The following is a 16503-nucleotide window of genomic DNA, read 5'->3' as shown; positions in this document are numbered from 1 at the left end:
GCGCTGCTTCCGCGCCGCCGCCCAGTTCATCCCGTTTGTCCCGATCAGCGGGGCGATTCGCGACGATTGGGGTACTGGATCGGCGGAACTGAGGGTTGCCCTAGGCCGGCTGAGGGTGCGCGGTCAGTAGCGCGGCGGCGGGGCCAGCCGGGCATGCCAGGCGGCCGCGGACACGTCGGTCAGCGAGGCGACCTGGTCGATCACCACCCGCAACCGGGCCCCGTCGTCGGCGGCGGCACGCCAGTCGGCGGCGAACGGCGGTTCCAGGCTGACCGGGGCACGGTCGGTGAGCACGTGCACCAGGTCGGCGAGGATCTCGCGCTGGCGCTGGTAGAGCGGTTCGAGCTCGCGCGGGGCCATCACATAGGTCACCGCCAGGCCTTTCAGCACCAGGATCTCGGCGGTGGTCGCGGCCGGGACGATCAGGTCGGCGGCGTACCGGGTCAGCGGGCCGGGGCCGTAGACCTCCCGGGTGGCGAGCTGCGCGGCCCGGGCGAACCGGCCGATCAGCTGGCTGGTGGTGTTCTTCAGCGCGGCCAGCGCGGCGCGGGAACCGTCGAACCCGGGTCGCCACAGCTCGGCGTGCACCAGGCGCTCCATCGCTGCCTCGAGCCCCGCAGCGTCGATGGCGTCGCCGTACCAGGTCTGGATCGACTCGACGATCCGGCCGCGCTCCTCCGGCTGGGACAGCACGCCCAGGTCGAAGCGGCCGCCGACCACCGCGTCCTCGACGTCGTGCACCGAGTAGGAGATGTCGTCGGCCAGGTCCATCACCTGGGCCTCCAGGCACTTACGGCCGACCGGGGCGTCGGCGCGCAGCCAGTCGAACACCGGCTGGTCGTCCGCATAGACGCCGAACTTGTGGGTGGGGCGGCCACTGGTCGGGCTGACCGGCCCCTGCCCGGCGGCCCACGGGTACTTCACCGAGGCGTCCAGGCTGGCCCGGGTCAGGTTGAGCCCGGCGCTGCGGCCGTCGTCGGTGATCACCTTCGGCTCCAGGCGGGTGAGCAGCCGCAGGGTCTGGGCGTTGCCCTCGAATCCGCCGATGTCGCGGGACAGGTGGGCCAGTGCGCGCTCACCGTTGTGGCCGAACGGCGGGTGCCCGAGGTCGTGGGCCAGGCAGGCGGTGTCGACCACGTCGGGGTCGCAGCCGAGCGTCTTGCCGATCTCCCGGCCGACCTGCGCCACCTCCAGGGTGTGGGTCAGCCGGGTGCGGATGAAGTCGTCCGAGCTGGGGCCGAGCACCTGGGTCTTGGCGCCCAGCCGGCGCAGCGCCGAGGAGTGCACCAGGCGACCGCGGTCCCGCTCGAACGGTGTGCGGGTACGCGACTTGGGGGCCTCCGGGACCCACCGCTCCCGATCGGCCTCGGCGTAGCCGTCGGGAAGGTCGCTGCTGCTCACGCCCACCAGCCTAATCAACTGCGCGAACGCCCCCGCCGAGGTGTCGGAACCTGAGCCGATCCGGGCTCTGGAACGGCCCCGGTCAGTGCAGGCGCCAGACCTGGAACGTCGGCCCGTCGCCGGACAGCCGCAGACCGTGGGCCTCGCCGCCGCCGTACAGGTTCTCCGCACAGCCGAGCCCGGCGGGCAGTGTCGCCCCGGCCCAGGGCGCGCGGGCCGCGAGCACCAGGATCCGGTCGTCCGCGGTCTCGCGCAGGTAGCCGATCGCATCGTCCTCGGCCAGCACCCAGCGCAGGCCGCCCTCGCGCAGCGCCCGGTTCTCGGCCCGCAGCGCGATCAGCCGCCGGTAGAGCGCGAAGGTCTCGGCGTCCCAGTCCGGTCCACCGCCCGCCGCGATCTGGTCCCAGGGCATGGTGACCCGGCCGTGTTCGCCGGTGGTGCCGACCGCGCCGCCCTCGTCCCCGGCGAACAGCACCGGCGTCCCGGGGTAGGTGAACAGCAGCCCGGCGGCCACCTCGACCCGCTCGCGGCTGCCGACCACGGTCCGGATCCGGGGGGTGTCGTGCGAGCCGAGCAGGTTCCACTGCCGGGTGGTCACCGACCAGGGCACCGCCGCGCCGAACTCGCGCATGGTGGCGACCACCGCGGGGCCGGGCCGGTGCGGGATCGGGCTGGGCAGTTCCAGGAACGGCAGCCCGGAGTCGCCGGCCAGCCAGGTCCAGACCGGGCGGGTGAAGGCGGAGTAGTTCATCGTGCCGTGCCAGCCACCGGCGACCAGATCGGCGCCGGCGTCGTGGAAGTGCTCGGCGATCAGCACCCCGTCCGGCCGGACCGACTCGATGGTGGCGCGCAGGTGCCGGGAGACCTCGTGGGTGAGGTCGTCGGCACCCTGGCGCCCGGTCATGTTCGCCACGTCGATCCGCCAGCCGTCCAGCGCGATCGGGTCGGTCAGGTACCGGGTGACCACGGCGTCCATCCGCTCGGTGAGCGCCGGGGCGTTGTGGTTCAGCTTGGGCAGCGAGGCGTGCCCGAGCCAGCCGACGTAGCCGGGGTGCTCGTCGGTCCAGTAGTAGAACGACTTCTCGGTGGACGCCGGGTCGGTGCGCGCCCGGTCGAACCAGTCGTGCGCCACCCCGGTGTGGTTGGTGGTGAGGTCCCCGACGATCCGCATCCCGCGGGCGTGCACCGCGGTGGACAGCGAGGCCATCGCCTCGTCCCCGCCGAGCAGCGGGTCGATCGCGTCGAAGGTCGCGGCGTCGTAGCGGTGGTTGGACCGGCCGGGGAAGGACGGGGTCAGGTACAGCGTGTTCACGCCGAGTCGTTCCAGGTGGTCCAGGTGCTCTTCGATCCCGCCGAGATCGCCGCCGTAGAACTGCGAGCCGGTGCCCGGGCCCTCGGCGACCGGCTCGTCGCCCCAGGCCGCGGGCTGCGCCCAGTCCGGCCGGTCGTGCCCATCCGCCGCGGCGGAGCGGGCGAACCGGTCCGGGAACACCTGGTAGACCACCGCGTCCCGCGCCCAGGCCGGTCCCGGCTCGACGGTGGTGAGCCGGAAGTCGGCGGCGTCGGGCACGTCGCGGGCGATCAGGCCCTCGCCGTTCAGCCAGGCCTGGCCGCCGTCGTACTGCGGGCCGACCAGCAGGAACCGGTAGTGCGTGACCGGGTTGGCCATCGGGACGCCGGCGGTGAACCAGTGCTCACCGCCGGCGCTCCCGTCCGGAGTCGCCGGGTAGACCCGCGGCTCGCCGTTCTCGACCACCCGCAGCCACACCGCGTCCGGCGCCTGCCCGGGCACCCGGAGCCGGACCGGCACCACCTCGCCGAGCCGCGGGGTGCGGACCGGCACGTAGAGCTCGGACCCGTCGTGGTGCGGTTCGAGCACGGGTCAGCCCTTCACCGAGCCGGCGGTCAGGCCACCGACGATGTACTTCTGCAGGAACAGGAACAGCACCAGCACCGGCAGCGCGGCGATCACCGCACCGGCAGCGAACACACCCCAGTTCGCGGCGAGCTGGTCGGAGACCATCGAGTACAGCCCGATGGCGACCGTCCAGGACCGTTCGGCCGGCAGCACAATCCGGGCCACGATGAACTCGCCGAAGGTGCTGATGAAGGCGAGCAGGGTCACCACGGCCAGGATCGGGGCGACCAGCCGCAGGATGATCGTCCAGTAGATCTGGGCGTGGGTGGCGCCATCGATCTTGGCCGCCTCGTCCAGCTCGCGCGGGATGGTGTTGAAGAACCCGTACATCAGGAAGGTGTTCGAACCGAGCGCCCCGCCCAGGTACACCGCGATCAGCGCCAGCTTGCTGTTCAGGCCGAGCACCGGGAACACCTGACCCAGGCCGAGCAGAAGCAGGAAGATCGCCACGAAGGCCAGCATCTGCGGGAACATCTGGATGATCAGCAGCCCGGTCAGCGACGAGCGGCGGCCCTTGAACCGGAACCGGCTGAACGCGTACGCGGCGGCCGCGCCGAGCAGCATCGCCCCAACCGAAGAGCAGATCGAGATGATCAGCGAGTTACCCAGCCAGGTCCAGAACAGCGTGCTGCCGTTCAGGGTGCTGTAGTTCGACCCGGAGACCGAGGAGAACAGCTCGTTGGACCCGGTCAGCGTGCCGCCGGAGGACAGCGAGGCGGACACCAGGTAGACCAGCGGGAAGGCGGCGTAGATCACGAAGATCACGCCGATCAGGTGCCGCCAGCCGAGCTCGCGGGCCCACCGGCGGAAGGACAGCTTCGGCTCGCTGTGAGCAGCGGTGAGCGTGGACATCAGTTGATCTCCTCGAGCTGGCGGGTCTTACGGAACGCGAGGGCCGAGATCCCGCCGACGATCACGAAGATCATGATCGACAGCGCACTGGCCAGGCCGTAGTTCTTGGCGGCGTTCCCGTCCACCCCGGCGACGGAATAGACCATCGAGATCAGGATGTCGGTATGGCCGAGCGGCACCGAGGCGTCCGCGAACCGTGGACCGCCCTGGGTCAGCATGTAGATCAGCGTGAAGTTGTTGAAGTTGAAGGCGAAGCTGCTGATCAGCAGCGGGGTGGTCGACACCAGCAGCAGCGGCATGGTCACCGACCGGAACGCCCGCCACGGGCTGGCGCCGTCGATCTTGGCGGCCTCCATCACGTCCCCGGGCAGCGACTGCAGCGCACCGGTGCAGATCAGGAACATGTACGGGAAGCCGAGCCAGAGATTGACCCCGAGCACCGAGAGTTTGGCCAGCCATGGATCGGTCAGCCAGCCGACATTGGCCCCGCCGAGGATCACCTCGTTGATGAAGCCGAACCGCCGGTTCAGCATGCCCGACCACAACAGTGCCCCGAGGAAGCCGGGGATCGCGTAGGGCAGGATCAGCAGCGTCCGGTAGATCTTGCGGCCGCGCAGCCGGGTGTCGTTGAACACCACGGCGAGGAACAGGCCGAGCAGGAAGGTCGTGGCGACCGAGCCGATCGCGAAGGCGAAGGTCCAGACCAGGATCTTCCAGAACGGGCCGGCGTACCGGCTGTCGGTGAAGGCGGTGGTGAAGTTCTCCCCGCCGACGAACACCCGCCAGCCGACCGGCAGCTTGCTGCCGTCCTCGGCCTCGAACTGACCGCGGTCGTTCGGGGTGTAGACCGTGCCGGTGGTGGTGTCGGTCATCGTGTCGGCGGCTTCGTCGTAGTGCAGCGTCGACTCGGCGACGTAGCCGGTGCGGGCGTCCTGGGTGCGGATCGATCCGTCGTTCGGATCGTCGGAGACCGGCACCCGCAGGCTGGTCACCTCGCCCTGGCGCTCCAGCACGGTGTTGCGGTCCAGCACGTCGAAGCCGGGGATCGCGGTGATCTGGCCGGACTCGACGGTGGCGTCGACCTCCTCCAGCGGGTCCTCGGCGGTGCCGACCCGGACGTCGCCGTCGGAGTCCTGCACCGCGAAGCCGAGCTCGTCGCCGCGGCCGACCACGGTGAGCTGGTAGGTGTTGGTGCCCTCCACCCGGCGCTCGTTCTGGACCAGCAGCGCCTCGATGGCCTGGCCCTTGGTGGAGTTGTGCCCGTCGCCGTAGTTGGTGAACGCGACGTAGCCGGTGTAGGCCATCACGTACACCTGGTAGACCAGCAGGAACACCAGGCCGGGCAGGATGTACTTCAGCGGCAGCGTGCGCTTGGAGAAGTAGACCCAGTTGGCGATCAGCAGCAGCACCACCATCGAGGTGAGGATGCCCCAGGCCTCCTGGTTCCACGCGGCCAGGACGCCGTAGACGCCGAACGCATCGATCAGGGCGATCAGCACCAGCTTCGCGATGAAGCCGGGGCGGAAGTCACGGGCGTGCGAGTCGCCGGAGTCGCGGCGGCGGCGCTTGCGGGGAGCGGTCGGCGGCGGGGTCTGGCCGGCGGACTGCTCGACCACGCTGGCCGATTCGGGGGTGGGCATCGGTGCCTCCGGGCGGGGTGTTTCACGACTGGGGGTGGAGCGGTCGCGGCCGGCGCGGAGGGGGTCCTCCACGCCGGCCGCGGGCGGTGCGGGCGGGTCAGCCGCCGATGGCACCCTCGATGTCCGAGATCATCTTCTGCCAGGCCGGCACGGGCTCCTGGGAGCCGGTGATGATCGCGGCCTCGGTGACGCCCCAGAAGGTCCAGACGGAGGCCATCTCCGGGATGGACGGCATCGGCGCGGCGGTGGTGCCGACCTCACGGAAGCCGGCGGTGACCGGGTCCTCGGAGGCGACGTCGGCCGCGGCGATCAGCGCCGGGGGACGGTGGCCGGCCTCGTACAGCGCGAGCTGCGCGTCCTCGGTCGACATGTAGTTCAGCAGGAAGTCGTTGGCGAGCAGGGCGTTGTCGCTCTGCGCGGAGACGTAGAAGCCCTGCACACCGGCGAAGGGCTGGGCCTCCTGGCCACCGGCGGACGGGATGGCGCTGACGGCCAGGTCCAGGTCGGAGAACGAGTCCAGCATCCAGGGGCCACCGATGATGAACGGCGACTCACCGTTCTTGAAGGCCTCCAGCGCGATGTCGTAGGTGATCGCGGTGTCGATGGTGCCGGCGGCACCCTGCTCGGCCAGCCAGGTGGCGAAGGCCTCGCCGTTCGCCCCACCCATCGCCAGGGTCGAGTTGTAGGAGCCGTCGTCGTTCTGCTCGAACACCGGGGCGCCGAAGGAGGTCTGCAGCGGGTAGTAGGTGTACGGGTCACCCTCCTCGCCGGTCTGGATCAGCACCGGGTAGGTCGTGCCCGCGGCCTCACCTGCGGCGATCATCTCGTCCCAGGTGGTCGGCGCGTCGGCGGCCAGCGCGGTGTTGCGGATCAGCGCGATGTTCTCCACCGCGTAGGGCAGGCCGTAGACCTGGCCGTCCTGGGTGAAGGCCTCGACCGAGACCTCCTCGAAGTCGTCGGCGAGGTCGCCGAGCTCGATCGGGGCGACCACACCGTTGGTGGTCAGTTCACCGAGCCAGTCGTGGGCGCCGACGGTGATGTCCGGGCCCTCGCCGGTCGGCACCTGGGCGATGAAGTCGGTGCGGATGTCGTCGTAGTTCTTCAGCACGGTCTCCACCTGGGTGCCGGTCTCGGCGGTGAAGTCCTGGGCGGCGGCCTCGACGGCGTCCTGGCGGGTCTCGTCGACCCAGATGGTCAGCGTGCCGCCGTCGCCCGCGGCGGCAGTGGTGGAGTCGTCCGACGAGGCGTTGTCGTCGCCGGACGAGCAAGCGGTCAGGGTGAGTGCGAGGCCGGCCATGACGGCTACGGCGGGGATGCTCCGTCGCATCGTGAGTCTCCCAAGTGTTGACGGGGGTCCAGCGGTGGACGAATCCCGCCCGCGCTGGCTCGGTGAAACGACCGTAACGTCGTTGCAGCAAGTCTTGCAAGCGGTTACGGTAACTTTCAGGCATCGGTTGCAAGGCGTTGCAAGAACCGCCTCAACCGGGTGACCCGGCCCGAACGGACCACGGACAATGACGACGAGGAGGTCCCATGTCTTCTACGCTCCCCGGCGTGCGTACCCGGCTGACCGACCTCGCTGAACAGGCCGGTGTGTCCACGGCCACCGTCTCCCGGGTGCTGAACGGCAAGCCCGGCGTCTCGGCCCAGGCCCGCCAGGCGGTGATCACCGCGATGGACCTGCTCGGCTACGAACGCCCGGACAAGCTGCGGCCCCGCTCCACCGGCCTGGTCGGCCTGGTGGTGCCCGAGCTGTCCAACCCGGTGTTCCCCGCCTACGCCCAGGTGATCGAGTCGGTGCTGACCCAGCGCGGGTACACCCCGCTGCTGTGCGCCCAGCAGCCCGGCGGCACCACCGAGGATCAGTACGTCGAGATCCTGCTCGACCACGACGTCGCCGGGATCATCTTCCTGTCCGGCCTGCACGCCGACACCCACCAGCCGATCGACCGCTACCAGTCGCTGCGCGGCCGGGGCCTGCCGATCGTGCTGGTGAACGGCTCCGCCCCCGGCATCGACGCCCCGACCGTGGCCGCCGACGACTCGGTGGCGATCGACCTGGCGATGCGGCACCTGCTGTCGCTCGGCCACCGGCGGATCGGCCTGGCGATCGGGCCGGAGCGGTTCGTGCCGGCCCAGCGCAAGCGGCGCGCCTTCGCGGTCGCCCTGCGCGAACGCCTGGGCATCACCGACGACACCGACCACGTGGTCTCGACCCTGTTCACCGTCGAGGGTGGCGCCACCGCCGCACACGAGCTGATCGACCAGGGCCACACCGCGATCATCTGCGGATCGGACCTGATGGCCCTCGGCGTGATCCGGGCCGCCCGCCAGCGTGGGCTGCGGGTGCCGGAGGACCTGTCGGTGGTCGGCTTCGACGACTCGGTGCTGATCGGGTTCACCGACCCGCCGCTGACCACCGTGCGCCAGCCGGTGCAGGCGATGGGCCGGGCCGCGGTGGCGGCGCTGATGAGCGAGATCGCCGGCACCCCGACTTCCCGCAACGAGCTCCTGTTCCACCCCGAGTTGATCGTCCGCGGATCGACCGGCTCGGCTCCCCTGTAGACCGTCAGCGCACGCGCTGAAGCCGCACGTCTTGGAAGGCAGTTCCCCCTGTGACCATGCTCGACACCCGCACGCTCGACGTGCACGCACCCGGCCCCGACCACGGTGAGTGGTGGCGCGACGCGGTGATCTACCAGATCTACCCGCGGTCCTTCGCCGACGCGAACGGCGACGGCATCGGCGACCTGCCCGGCATCACCGCCCGGCTGGACCACCTGGCGGCGCTCGGGGTGGACGCGGTGTGGCTGTCCCCGTTCTACCGCTCCCCGCAGGCCGACGCCGGCTACGACGTGGCGGACTACCGCGATGTCGACCCGCTGTTCGGCACCCTGGCCGACTTCGACGCGCTGCTGGCCCGGGCGCACGAGCTGGGCCTGAAGGTCGTCGTCGACATGGTGCCCAACCACAGCTCGGACGAGCATGTGTGGTTCCAGCAGGCGCTGCGCACCGAGCCCGGTTCCCCGGAGCGCGCCCGCTACCTGTTCCGCGAGGGCAAGGGCACCGACGGCGAGCAGCCGCCGAACAACTGGCAGTCGATCTTCGGCGGCCCGGCCTGGACCCGGCTGTCCCCGGACGCCCACGGGGTGTCCGACCGGCAGTGGTACCTGCACATGTTCGACTCCAAGCAGCCCGACCTGGACTGGACCAACCCGGAGGTGCGCGCCGAGTTCGAGTCGGTGCTGCGGTTCTGGCTGGACCGGGGCGTGGACGGCTTCCGGATCGACGTGGCGCACGGCATGGTCAAGGCCGACGGGCTGCCCGACTGGGACGGCCACGTCTCGATGATCGAGGGCACCGACGACGCCGACGCCAGTGGCGGCGGCGGCAACCAGGGCCCGATGTTCGACCAGGACGGCGTGCACGAGATCTACCGTGCCTGGCGCCGGATCCTGGACGAGTACGACGGCGACCGGATGCTGGTCGCCGAGGCCTGGGTGGACCCGCTATCCCGGCTGGCCCGCTACGTCCGTCCGGACGAGATGCACCAGGCGTTCAACTTCGCCTTCCTGGCCACCGGCTGGGACGCCCCGGCCCTGCGCGAGATCATCACCGCCTCCTACCGGGTGAACGACTCGGTGGGCGCACCGACCACCTGGGTGCTGTCCAACCACGACGTGGTCCGGCACCCGTCCCGGCTCGGCCTGCCGAACCCGGGCGAGCGCCCGAACGGCATCGGCCACGGCGACACCCAGCCGGACGAGGAACTGGGCCTGCGCCGTGGCCGGGCCGCCACCCTGCTGCTGCTCGGCCTGCCCGGCTCGGCCTACCTGTACCAGGGCGAGGAGCTGGGCCTGCCCGAGCACACCGCGCTGGACGACGACCTGCGCCAGGACCCGGCGTTCTTCCGGACCGAGGGCGCCGAGCGCGGCCGCGACGGTTGCCGGGTGCCGCTGCCGTGGGAGGCCGACGCCCCGGCGATGGGCTACTCCCCCACCGGCAAGACCTGGCTGCCCCAGCCCGAGGAGTGGAAGGCCTACGCCGCGGACGTCCAGACCGGCCAGGAGGGCTCGACGCTGGAGCTGTACCGCGCGATCCTGCGCCTGCGCCGGGAGCGCGACCTGGGCCTGGGCGGGATGACCTGGGCCGAGGAGTACGCCGACCACGACCAGGTGATCGCCTTCCGCAACCGCGACGTGCTGGTGGTCGCCAACCTGGGCTCCACCCCGGTGCCGCTGCCGGAGAATGCCCGGGTGCTGCTGGCCTCCGGGCTGCCCGGCGACCCGGTGCCCGGTGCCGAGTTGGCCGGCGACACCACCGTGTGGCTGCAGGCCTGACCGCAATGACTCCCTGGGGCGGGGCCGGTGACGTGATCGTCGCCGGCCCCGCGTCGTGGAACACCCTGGTCCGGGTGGCGCAGTTGCCCTCCGGTGGGTCGCAGACGATCTTCGCCTCCGGTCACCGGGCCGGACTGGGCGGCACCTCGGCGGGCAAGGCGGTCACCCTGGCCGCGCTCGGGGTGCCGGTCCGGCTGCACACGGTGCTCGGCCGGGACCAGGCCGCCGATCGGATCCGGGCCGCCCTGCCCGGGATCGACCTCACCACCTGGCCCGCGGTGGACGGGCGCAGTGAACAGCACCTCAACCTGATGTCCGACGACGGCGGCCGGCTGTCGGTCTACCTGGAGCTGCCCGAACCGGCCCCGGGCGCCGGGCCGACCCCGGAGCAGATCGCCGCGGCCGGGGCGCTGGTCGCCGACCTCGCCGCCTGGACCGCCCCGCTGCTGCCGGTCGCCCGGGCCGCCGGCACGCTGCTGGTCTGCGACGTGCACGACGACGACGGGCAGGCCGCGTTCCAGCGCAGCTGGGCGGACACCGCCGACCTGCTGCTGGCCAGCGCCGACCGGCTGGCCGACCCCGCCGGCTACCTGCGGGACCGGGTGGCTCGGGGCTGCACGCTCGCGGTGTGCACCCGGGGCGCCGCCGGGGCGCTCGCCTGCGACGCCGACGGACTGTGGGAGGTCGGGGCCGCGCCCGCCGACCCGGTGGACAGCAACGGTGCCGGCGACGCGTTCCTGGCCGGACTGCTCGCCGCCCTCCGGGACGGGACCGACACCGCCACCGCCCTGGCCCGGGGCGCCGCGGCGGGGGCGGCGGCGGTGTCCGGCCCGGACCTGGGCGCACCCGGGGTGACATCCGCCGGGATCGCCGATGCAGCACGGGCGGTGGCGGTCCGCCGGGTCTGAGCGGGCGGTCACTCAGGTACGCCACTCACCCGCCGCACAGGACCGGAGTTCCGCGCCTAGGGGTGCGGCCCGGCTGTCTAGCGTGCTCGGGTCCGCGCTCCCGCCCACGAAAGCGACCCGCCGTGCTCGTGAACCGCCTGCTCGCCGTGACCCTGAGCCTGGCCGCCGTCGCCCTCGGGATCTCGGCCTGCGACGCGGCCGACGAGGCCGCAGCGGCCGGCGACGACCCGGCGGCGGCCGCCGCGCTGATGGATCAGATGACCACGACGGACACCTGGACCGCCACCATCAACGAGAGCCTGTTCACCTGCGCGTGAGCTGAATCAGCCGCCGGAGATGGACAGTTCGGCCTCGTGCAGCTGGCGCCGGAAGTCGTCGGACAGTTCGCGGGAGTCCAGCCACCCCTCGGGCAGCACCGGCCGCTTGGGCGAGCCCGCCCGGCCGCGCTGGCCCTCGGCCGCCTCACCCGGGTAGGGCTGGTCCAGGTCGAGGGCGCCGAGCAGGTCGTCCAGCTCCGCCATCGTCGAGACCATCGCCAGCGCCTGGCGCTGCGCGCCGCCGACCGGGTACCCCTTGAAGTACCAGGCCATGTGCTTGCGCAGCTCGCGCATCGCCTTCAGCTCCTCGCCGAAGTGCTCGACCATCAGCTCCCCGTGTCGCCGGATGGTCAACGCCACCTCGCGCAGCCCCGGGCGGATCCGGACGTCCGAGCCGTTGAACGCGGCCTGCAGGTCGGCGAACAGCCAGGGGCGGCCCTGGCAGCCGCGGCCGACCACCACCCCGTCGCAGCCGGTCTGCCGGACCATCTCCAGCGCGTCCTCCGCGGACCAGATGTCGCCATTGCCGAGCACCGGGATGTCGGTGACCGCCTCCTTGAGCCGGGCGATCGCCTCCCAGTCCGCCTGGCCGGAGTAGTGCTGGGCGGCGGTCCGGCCGTGCAGGGCCACCGCGGCGACCCCGAGGTCCTGGGCGACCAGCCCGGCCTCCAGGTAGGTCAGGTGGTCGTCGTCGATGCCCTTGCGCATCTTCACCGTCACCGGCACGCCGTAGGGGCGGGCGGCGGCGACCGCGGCGGTGAGGATGCCGCGGAACAGCTCGCTCTTCCAGGGCAGCACCGCGCCACCGCCGCGCCGGGTGACCTTCGGGGCCGGACAGCCGAAGTTCAGGTCGATGTGGTCGGCCCGGTCCTCCGAGGCGATCAGGTGCACCGCGGCGCCGACCGTCGCGGGGTCGACGCCGTAGACCTGCACCGACCGGGGGCGCTCGCTCGGGTCGTGCTCGATGATCCGCATCGACTCCGGGGTGCGCTCGACCAGGGCCCGGCTGGTGACCATCTCGGCCACGTACAGCCCGGAGCCCGCCTCCCGGCACAGCCGCCGGAACGCCGCGTTGGTCACCCCGGCCATCGGGGCCAGCTCCACCGGGGTGTCGATGGTCAGCGGGCCGATCCGCAGCGGGGGCAGCACGGGGGTGGTGGTCGGTGCGCTCACCGTTCCATTGTCGCTCCCCCGCGCACCGTCCGCGTCATCCGGGACTTCGGCCGCCCGGGACGGCACAATCGGCGGCGTGTCTCCCGCCCGCCGCGCCCGGCTGATCGTCGCCGCCGTCCTGGTGCCGCTGGTGCTGGCCGCCGGGATCGGCATCCTGCTCACCTGGCCGGACGGCAGCACCCGCTCCGGTGGCCGCACGCTCAGCGAGGTCGAGGTGGAGTACCCCTCCGCCCGGGTCACCGCGGTGCAGGAACGTAGCTGCCAGGGCACCAGCGAGGACCGGCTGGCGGACGGCACCATCCCGGAGACCGTGACCTGCCTGCGGGTGACCGCCGAGGTGACCAGCGGGGCGCGGGCCGGTGAGTCGGTGGAGCTCTGGGCGCCGCCCGCGGCCACCGACGGCGATCTCACCCCGGGCACCCGGATCGTGCTGGAGCACTACCCGGGCACCGACACCGGGCAGGAGGTGTGGGCCTGGCGGGACTACGAGCGCGGGCTGCCGCTGGTCACGATCGCACTGGCCTTCGCCCTGGTGGTGGTGCTGGTCGCCCGGGCCCGTGGCGCACGGGCGCTGCTCGGGTTGGTGCTGTCCTTCGCGACCATCGGGTTCTACGTCCTCCCGGCGCTGCGGGCGGACCGGCCCGCGATGCTGGTCGCGCTGTGCGCCGCCACGGTGATCATGACCGCGGTGCTGTACCTTGCGCACGGGATGTCGCTGCGCACCTCCACCGCCCTGCTGGGCACGCTGGCCGGTCTGGCGCTCACAGCCGGACTGGGCACGGCCGCCGCCCAGTGGGCCCGGCTGAACAACGCCAGCAGCGAGGACACCTACCGGCTGGCGCAGCTGCTCGGCGACTCGGGCGCGACCTCGCTGCGCGGGATCTTCCTGTGCGGACTGGTGCTGGCCGGGCTCGGGGTGCTGAACGACGTGACGATCACCCAGGCGTCGGCGGTGTGGGAGCTGCGCACCGCGGCGCCCGGGGCGAGCTGGCCGGAGCTGTTCCGCGGCGGGATGCGGATCGGCCGGGACCACATCGCCTCGACGGTGTACACCATCGCCTTCGCCTACTCCGGCGCCGCACTGCCGGTGCTGCTGTTGCTCCAGCTCTACGACCTGCCGCTGTGGAGCACGCTGACCAGCGGCGAGTTCGCCGAGGAGATCGTGCGGACCTGCGTGTCGTCGATCGGGCTGGTGCTGGCGGTGCCGCTGACCACCCTGATCGCGGCGGTGGTGGCGGCGGTGCCGGGGGCGGCCGGCGCGGGGCGGCACCGGGACCGGGCGCACGGGCATACGCACGCGGTGGAGCCCGCGCGACCCGCTGCGCCCTGATCGCCCGTCACTCGTCGGCGGCGACCGGGCCGGGCACCAGCAGGGCGGCCACCGCGGTGGTCAGCGGGATCGCCAGCACCAGGCCGATCGAGCCGACCAGCGTCCGGACCACCTCCTCGGCGATCTCCCCGCTGGTCAGGCTGTCCAGCAGCGTCCGGTCCGACATCGCCACCAGCATCACCAGCGGCAGCGCGGCGCCCAGGTAGGCGAAGGCCACCGTGTACACCGTGGACGCGATGTGGTCCCGGCCGACCCGCATCCCGCCGCGGAACAGCTCCCAGCGGCCCGCGGCCGGCGACAGTGCCCGCATCTCCCAGACCGCCGACGCCTGGGTGATCGTCACGTCGTTCAGCACCCCGAGCCCGGCCAGCACGATGCCGCACAGCAGGACGCCGCGCAGACCGGCCTCCGGGGCGAGCTGGCGCAGGTCGAGCGCGTTCTCCCCACTGAGTCCGTTCAGGTGCGCGGCGCCGGTGGCCCAGGTGGCGAGCAGGCCGGTCGCCAGCAGACCGCCCAGGGTGCCGAGCAGGGCGGTGGAGGTACGCAGCGACACCCCGTGCGCCAGGTACAGCAGCACGAACATCAGCGCCGCCGACGTCACCAGCGCCACCCCGAGCGCCGACCGCCCCTCGGCCAGCGCGGGCACGGTGAACCAGAGCACCCCGACCACCGACACCGCCAGCCCGGCCAGCGCACCCAGACCACGCCATCGGGCGACCACCAGCACCAGCAGGCCGAGAACGAGCGCCATCGCCAGCATCGGCGGCCCGCGGACCAGGTCGACGAAGATCGCGGTCGGCGTACCACCGGTCAGGTCCGGGTCGAGCACCAGCACGCGGATCTGGTCGCCGGGCGCCAGCACGTCCAGGTACTCCGCGCCGAGTTGCACGGTGACCGGCTCACCGGCGGCGTCCTCGGCGGTGATCGTCGACTCGGCCGCCTCGGGGTCGACGGCGGTGACCGTCATCTGCTGGTAGCTCGCCCCGTCCGGCGCGGTCTGCAGCACCGGCAGCTCACCGCGCGGCCACAGCACGACCAGGCCGATCACGGTGACCACCAGCGCCACCAGCAGCAGCCCGTACACCAGCGCCCGGGCCCGGACCCCGACGGCCACCGGCAGCGCGGCGCCGGCGTGTGAGTGCCCGGTCACCGCGGGCTCCGGAGACGGCGACGGCCCGGCCCCCGGGGATTCCTCCCGGGGACCGGACCGCCAGAACCGTGCCAGGGGTCAGGCCCCGATCAGCCGGGCCGCCAGGTAGGACACCACCTGGTCCAGCGGGACCCGCTCCTGCGTCATGTCGTCGCGGTGCCGGATCGTGACCGCCTTGTCCTCCAGGCTGTCGAAGTCCACCGTGATGCAGAACGGGGTGCCGATCTCGTCCTGGCGGCGGTAGCGCCGGCCGATCGCGCCCGCGTCGTCGAAGTCGACGTTCCAGTTCTTGCGCAGCTCGGCGGCCAGCTCACGGGCCACCGGGGACAGCTGCTCGTTGCGGGACAGCGGCAGCACCGCGGCCTTGACCGGCGCCAGGCGGGGGTCGAGCCGCAGCACGACGCGCTTGTCCACGCCGCCCTTGGCATTCGGCGCCTCGTCCTCGTGGTAGGCCTCGATCAGGAAGGCCATCAGCGACCGGGTCAGGCCGGCGGCCGGCTCGATGACGTAGGGCACCCAGCGCTCGTTCTTGGTCTGGTCGAAGTAGGACAGGTCCTGACCGGAGTGCTCGGTGTGCGTGCTCAGGTCGAAGTCGGTCCGGTTGGCGATGCCCTCCAGCTCGCCCCACTCCGAGCCGCTGAAGCCGAACCGGTACTCGATGTCCACCGTGCGCTTGGAGTAGTGCGACAGCTTCTCCGCCGGGTGCTCGTAGTGCCGCAGGTTCTCCCGGGACAGGCCGAGGTCGACGTACCAGTCGGTGCGGGCGTCGATCCAGTACTGGTGCCACTGCTCGTCGGTGCCCGGCTCGACGAAGAACTCCATCTCCATCTGCTCGAACTCACGGGTCCGGAAGATGAAGTTGCCGGGGGTGATCTCGTTGCGGAAGGACTTGCCGATCTGGCCGATGCCGAACGGCGGCTTCTTGCGCGCGGTGGTCAGCACATTGGCGAAGTTCACGAAGATGCCCTGCGCGGTCTCCGGGCGCAGGTAGTGCAGCCCCGACTCGTCCTCGACCGGGCCGAGGTAGGTCTTGAGCATCATGTTGAAGTCGCGCGGCTCGGTCCACTGGCCGCGGGTGCCGCAGTTCGGGCAGGCGATCTCGGCCAGGCCACCCTCGGGGGCGCGGCCCTTCTTCTCCTCGAACTCCTCGATCATCTGGTCCTCGCGGAACCGCTTGTGGCAGGACAGGCACTCGGTCAGCGGGTCGGTGAAGACGCCGACGTGACCGGAGGCCACCCACACCTGGCGGGGCAGGATCACCGCGGAGTCCAGGCCGACCACGTCGTCGCGGCCCTGCACGACGGTCCGCCACCACTGCCGCTTGATGTTCTCCTTCAGCTCCACACCCAGCGGCCCGTAGTCCCAGGCCGAGCGGGATCCGCCGTAGATCTCCCCGCTCTGGAACACGAAGCCCCGGCGCTTGGCGAGGGAGATGACGGAATCGAGACGGGACGGTGCTGCCACGGTTGCTGCG

General features: G+C 72.0%; 13 protein-coding genes. 5 read left to right on the top strand and 8 right to left on the bottom strand.

From position 1 onward, the window contains the following. Positions 1-123: 123 nt before the first annotated feature. The 5 genes from HGA03_RS13725 to HGA03_RS13705 form a co-directional block, all read right to left on the bottom strand. Positions 124-1401, bottom strand: a complete 1278-nt coding sequence (locus tag HGA03_RS13725) for a deoxyguanosinetriphosphate triphosphohydrolase (RefSeq protein WP_239073605.1) — start codon at positions 1399-1401, stop codon at positions 124-126. Positions 1402-1483: 82 nt separating this feature from the next. Next, a complete protein-coding gene (locus HGA03_RS13720; protein WP_168630856.1) occupies positions 1484-3280 on the bottom strand; it encodes a glycoside hydrolase family 13 protein in 1797 nt (598 codons plus the stop codon). A gap of 3 nt (positions 3281-3283) precedes the next feature. After that, positions 3284-4171, bottom strand: a complete 888-nt coding sequence (locus tag HGA03_RS13715; RefSeq protein ID WP_168630855.1) for a sugar ABC transporter permease — start codon at positions 4169-4171, stop codon at positions 3284-3286. After that, positions 4171-5811, bottom strand: a complete 1641-nt coding sequence (locus HGA03_RS13710) for an ABC transporter permease subunit (protein ID WP_168630854.1) — start codon at positions 5809-5811, stop codon at positions 4171-4173. Before HGA03_RS13710 ends, HGA03_RS13715 begins: the two co-directional genes overlap by 1 nt. Before the next feature lie 97 nt (positions 5812-5908). Continuing rightward, the gene (locus HGA03_RS13705; RefSeq protein ID WP_168630853.1) at positions 5909-7138 is read right to left on the bottom strand and encodes a sugar ABC transporter substrate-binding protein; all 1230 of its coding nucleotides are present in this window, start codon (positions 7136-7138) and stop codon (positions 5909-5911) included. A gap of 206 nt (positions 7139-7344) precedes the next feature. On the opposite strand from HGA03_RS13705, the gene HGA03_RS13700 reads away from it, so the two are divergent. From HGA03_RS13700 to HGA03_RS13685, 4 genes are all read left to right on the top strand, one after another. Further along, entirely contained in the window at positions 7345-8376 is a 1032-nt protein-coding gene (locus HGA03_RS13700) for a LacI family DNA-binding transcriptional regulator (RefSeq protein ID WP_168630852.1), read from the top strand. Between the two features lie 56 nt (positions 8377-8432). Further along, entirely contained in the window at positions 8433-10151 is a 1719-nt protein-coding gene (locus HGA03_RS13695; RefSeq protein ID WP_168630851.1) for a glycoside hydrolase family 13 protein, read from the top strand. 5 nt (positions 10152-10156) lie between these two features. Beyond that, complete coding sequence (locus tag HGA03_RS13690; RefSeq protein ID WP_168630850.1) at positions 10157-11059, top strand: carbohydrate kinase family protein; 903 nt, start codon at positions 10157-10159, stop codon at positions 11057-11059. A gap of 122 nt (positions 11060-11181) precedes the next feature. Beyond that, positions 11182-11376, top strand: coding sequence for a hypothetical protein (locus HGA03_RS13685; protein ID WP_168630849.1), 195 nt, complete (start codon positions 11182-11184; stop codon positions 11374-11376). A gap of 6 nt (positions 11377-11382) precedes the next feature. Here HGA03_RS13685 and dusB read toward each other — a convergent pair whose 3' ends face one another. Beyond that, positions 11383-12549 (bottom strand): tRNA dihydrouridine synthase DusB, encoded by a 1167-nt coding sequence (dusB, locus tag HGA03_RS13680; protein ID WP_239073606.1) that lies wholly within the window; start codon positions 12547-12549, stop codon positions 11383-11385. A 76-nt stretch (positions 12550-12625) separates the two neighbouring features. Between dusB and HGA03_RS13675 the strand changes: the two genes are divergently transcribed. Next, a complete protein-coding gene (locus HGA03_RS13675; protein WP_168630811.1) occupies positions 12626-13879 on the top strand; it encodes a YibE/F family protein in 1254 nt (417 codons plus the stop codon). 7 nt (positions 13880-13886) lie between these two features. Here the strand turns inward: HGA03_RS13675 and HGA03_RS19430 are convergent, their stop codons facing one another. Both HGA03_RS19430 and HGA03_RS13665 read right to left on the bottom strand, forming a co-directional pair. Beyond that, positions 13887-15029, bottom strand: a complete 1143-nt coding sequence (locus tag HGA03_RS19430) for a YibE/F family protein (RefSeq protein ID WP_168630847.1) — start codon at positions 15027-15029, stop codon at positions 13887-13889. A 78-nt stretch (positions 15030-15107) separates the two neighbouring features. Further along, on the bottom strand, positions 15108-16493 hold the full coding sequence (locus tag HGA03_RS13665) for a glycine--tRNA ligase (protein WP_168630846.1): 1386 nt from the start codon (positions 16491-16493) through the stop codon (positions 15108-15110). Positions 16494-16503: the final 10 nt, after the last annotated feature.

Source organism: Cellulomonas denverensis, assembly GCF_012396125.1.
Taxonomy (GTDB): Bacteria; Actinomycetota; Actinomycetes; order Actinomycetales; family Cellulomonadaceae; genus Cellulomonas; species Cellulomonas denverensis.
Note: the sequence above shows the minus strand (reverse complement) of the source record. Positions and strands in the feature narration are given on the sequence as shown.

Coding starts and splice junctions, on each gene's coding strand:
- HGA03_RS13710 (WP_168630854.1), bottom strand. CDS start 5,811: ATGCCCACCCCCGAATCGGCCAGCGTGGTCGAGCAGTCCGCCGGCCAG.
- HGA03_RS13715 (WP_168630855.1), bottom strand. CDS start 4,171: ATGTCCACGCTCACCGCTGCTCACAGCGAGCCGAAGCTGTCCTTCCGC.
- HGA03_RS13690 (WP_168630850.1), top strand. CDS start 10,157: ATGACTCCCTGGGGCGGGGCCGGTGACGTGATCGTCGCCGGCCCCGCG.
- HGA03_RS13705 (WP_168630853.1), bottom strand. CDS start 7,138: ATGCGACGGAGCATCCCCGCCGTAGCCGTCATGGCCGGCCTCGCACTC.
- HGA03_RS13700 (WP_168630852.1), top strand. CDS start 7,345: ATGTCTTCTACGCTCCCCGGCGTGCGTACCCGGCTGACCGACCTCGCT.
- HGA03_RS13695 (WP_168630851.1), top strand. CDS start 8,433: ATGCTCGACACCCGCACGCTCGACGTGCACGCACCCGGCCCCGACCAC.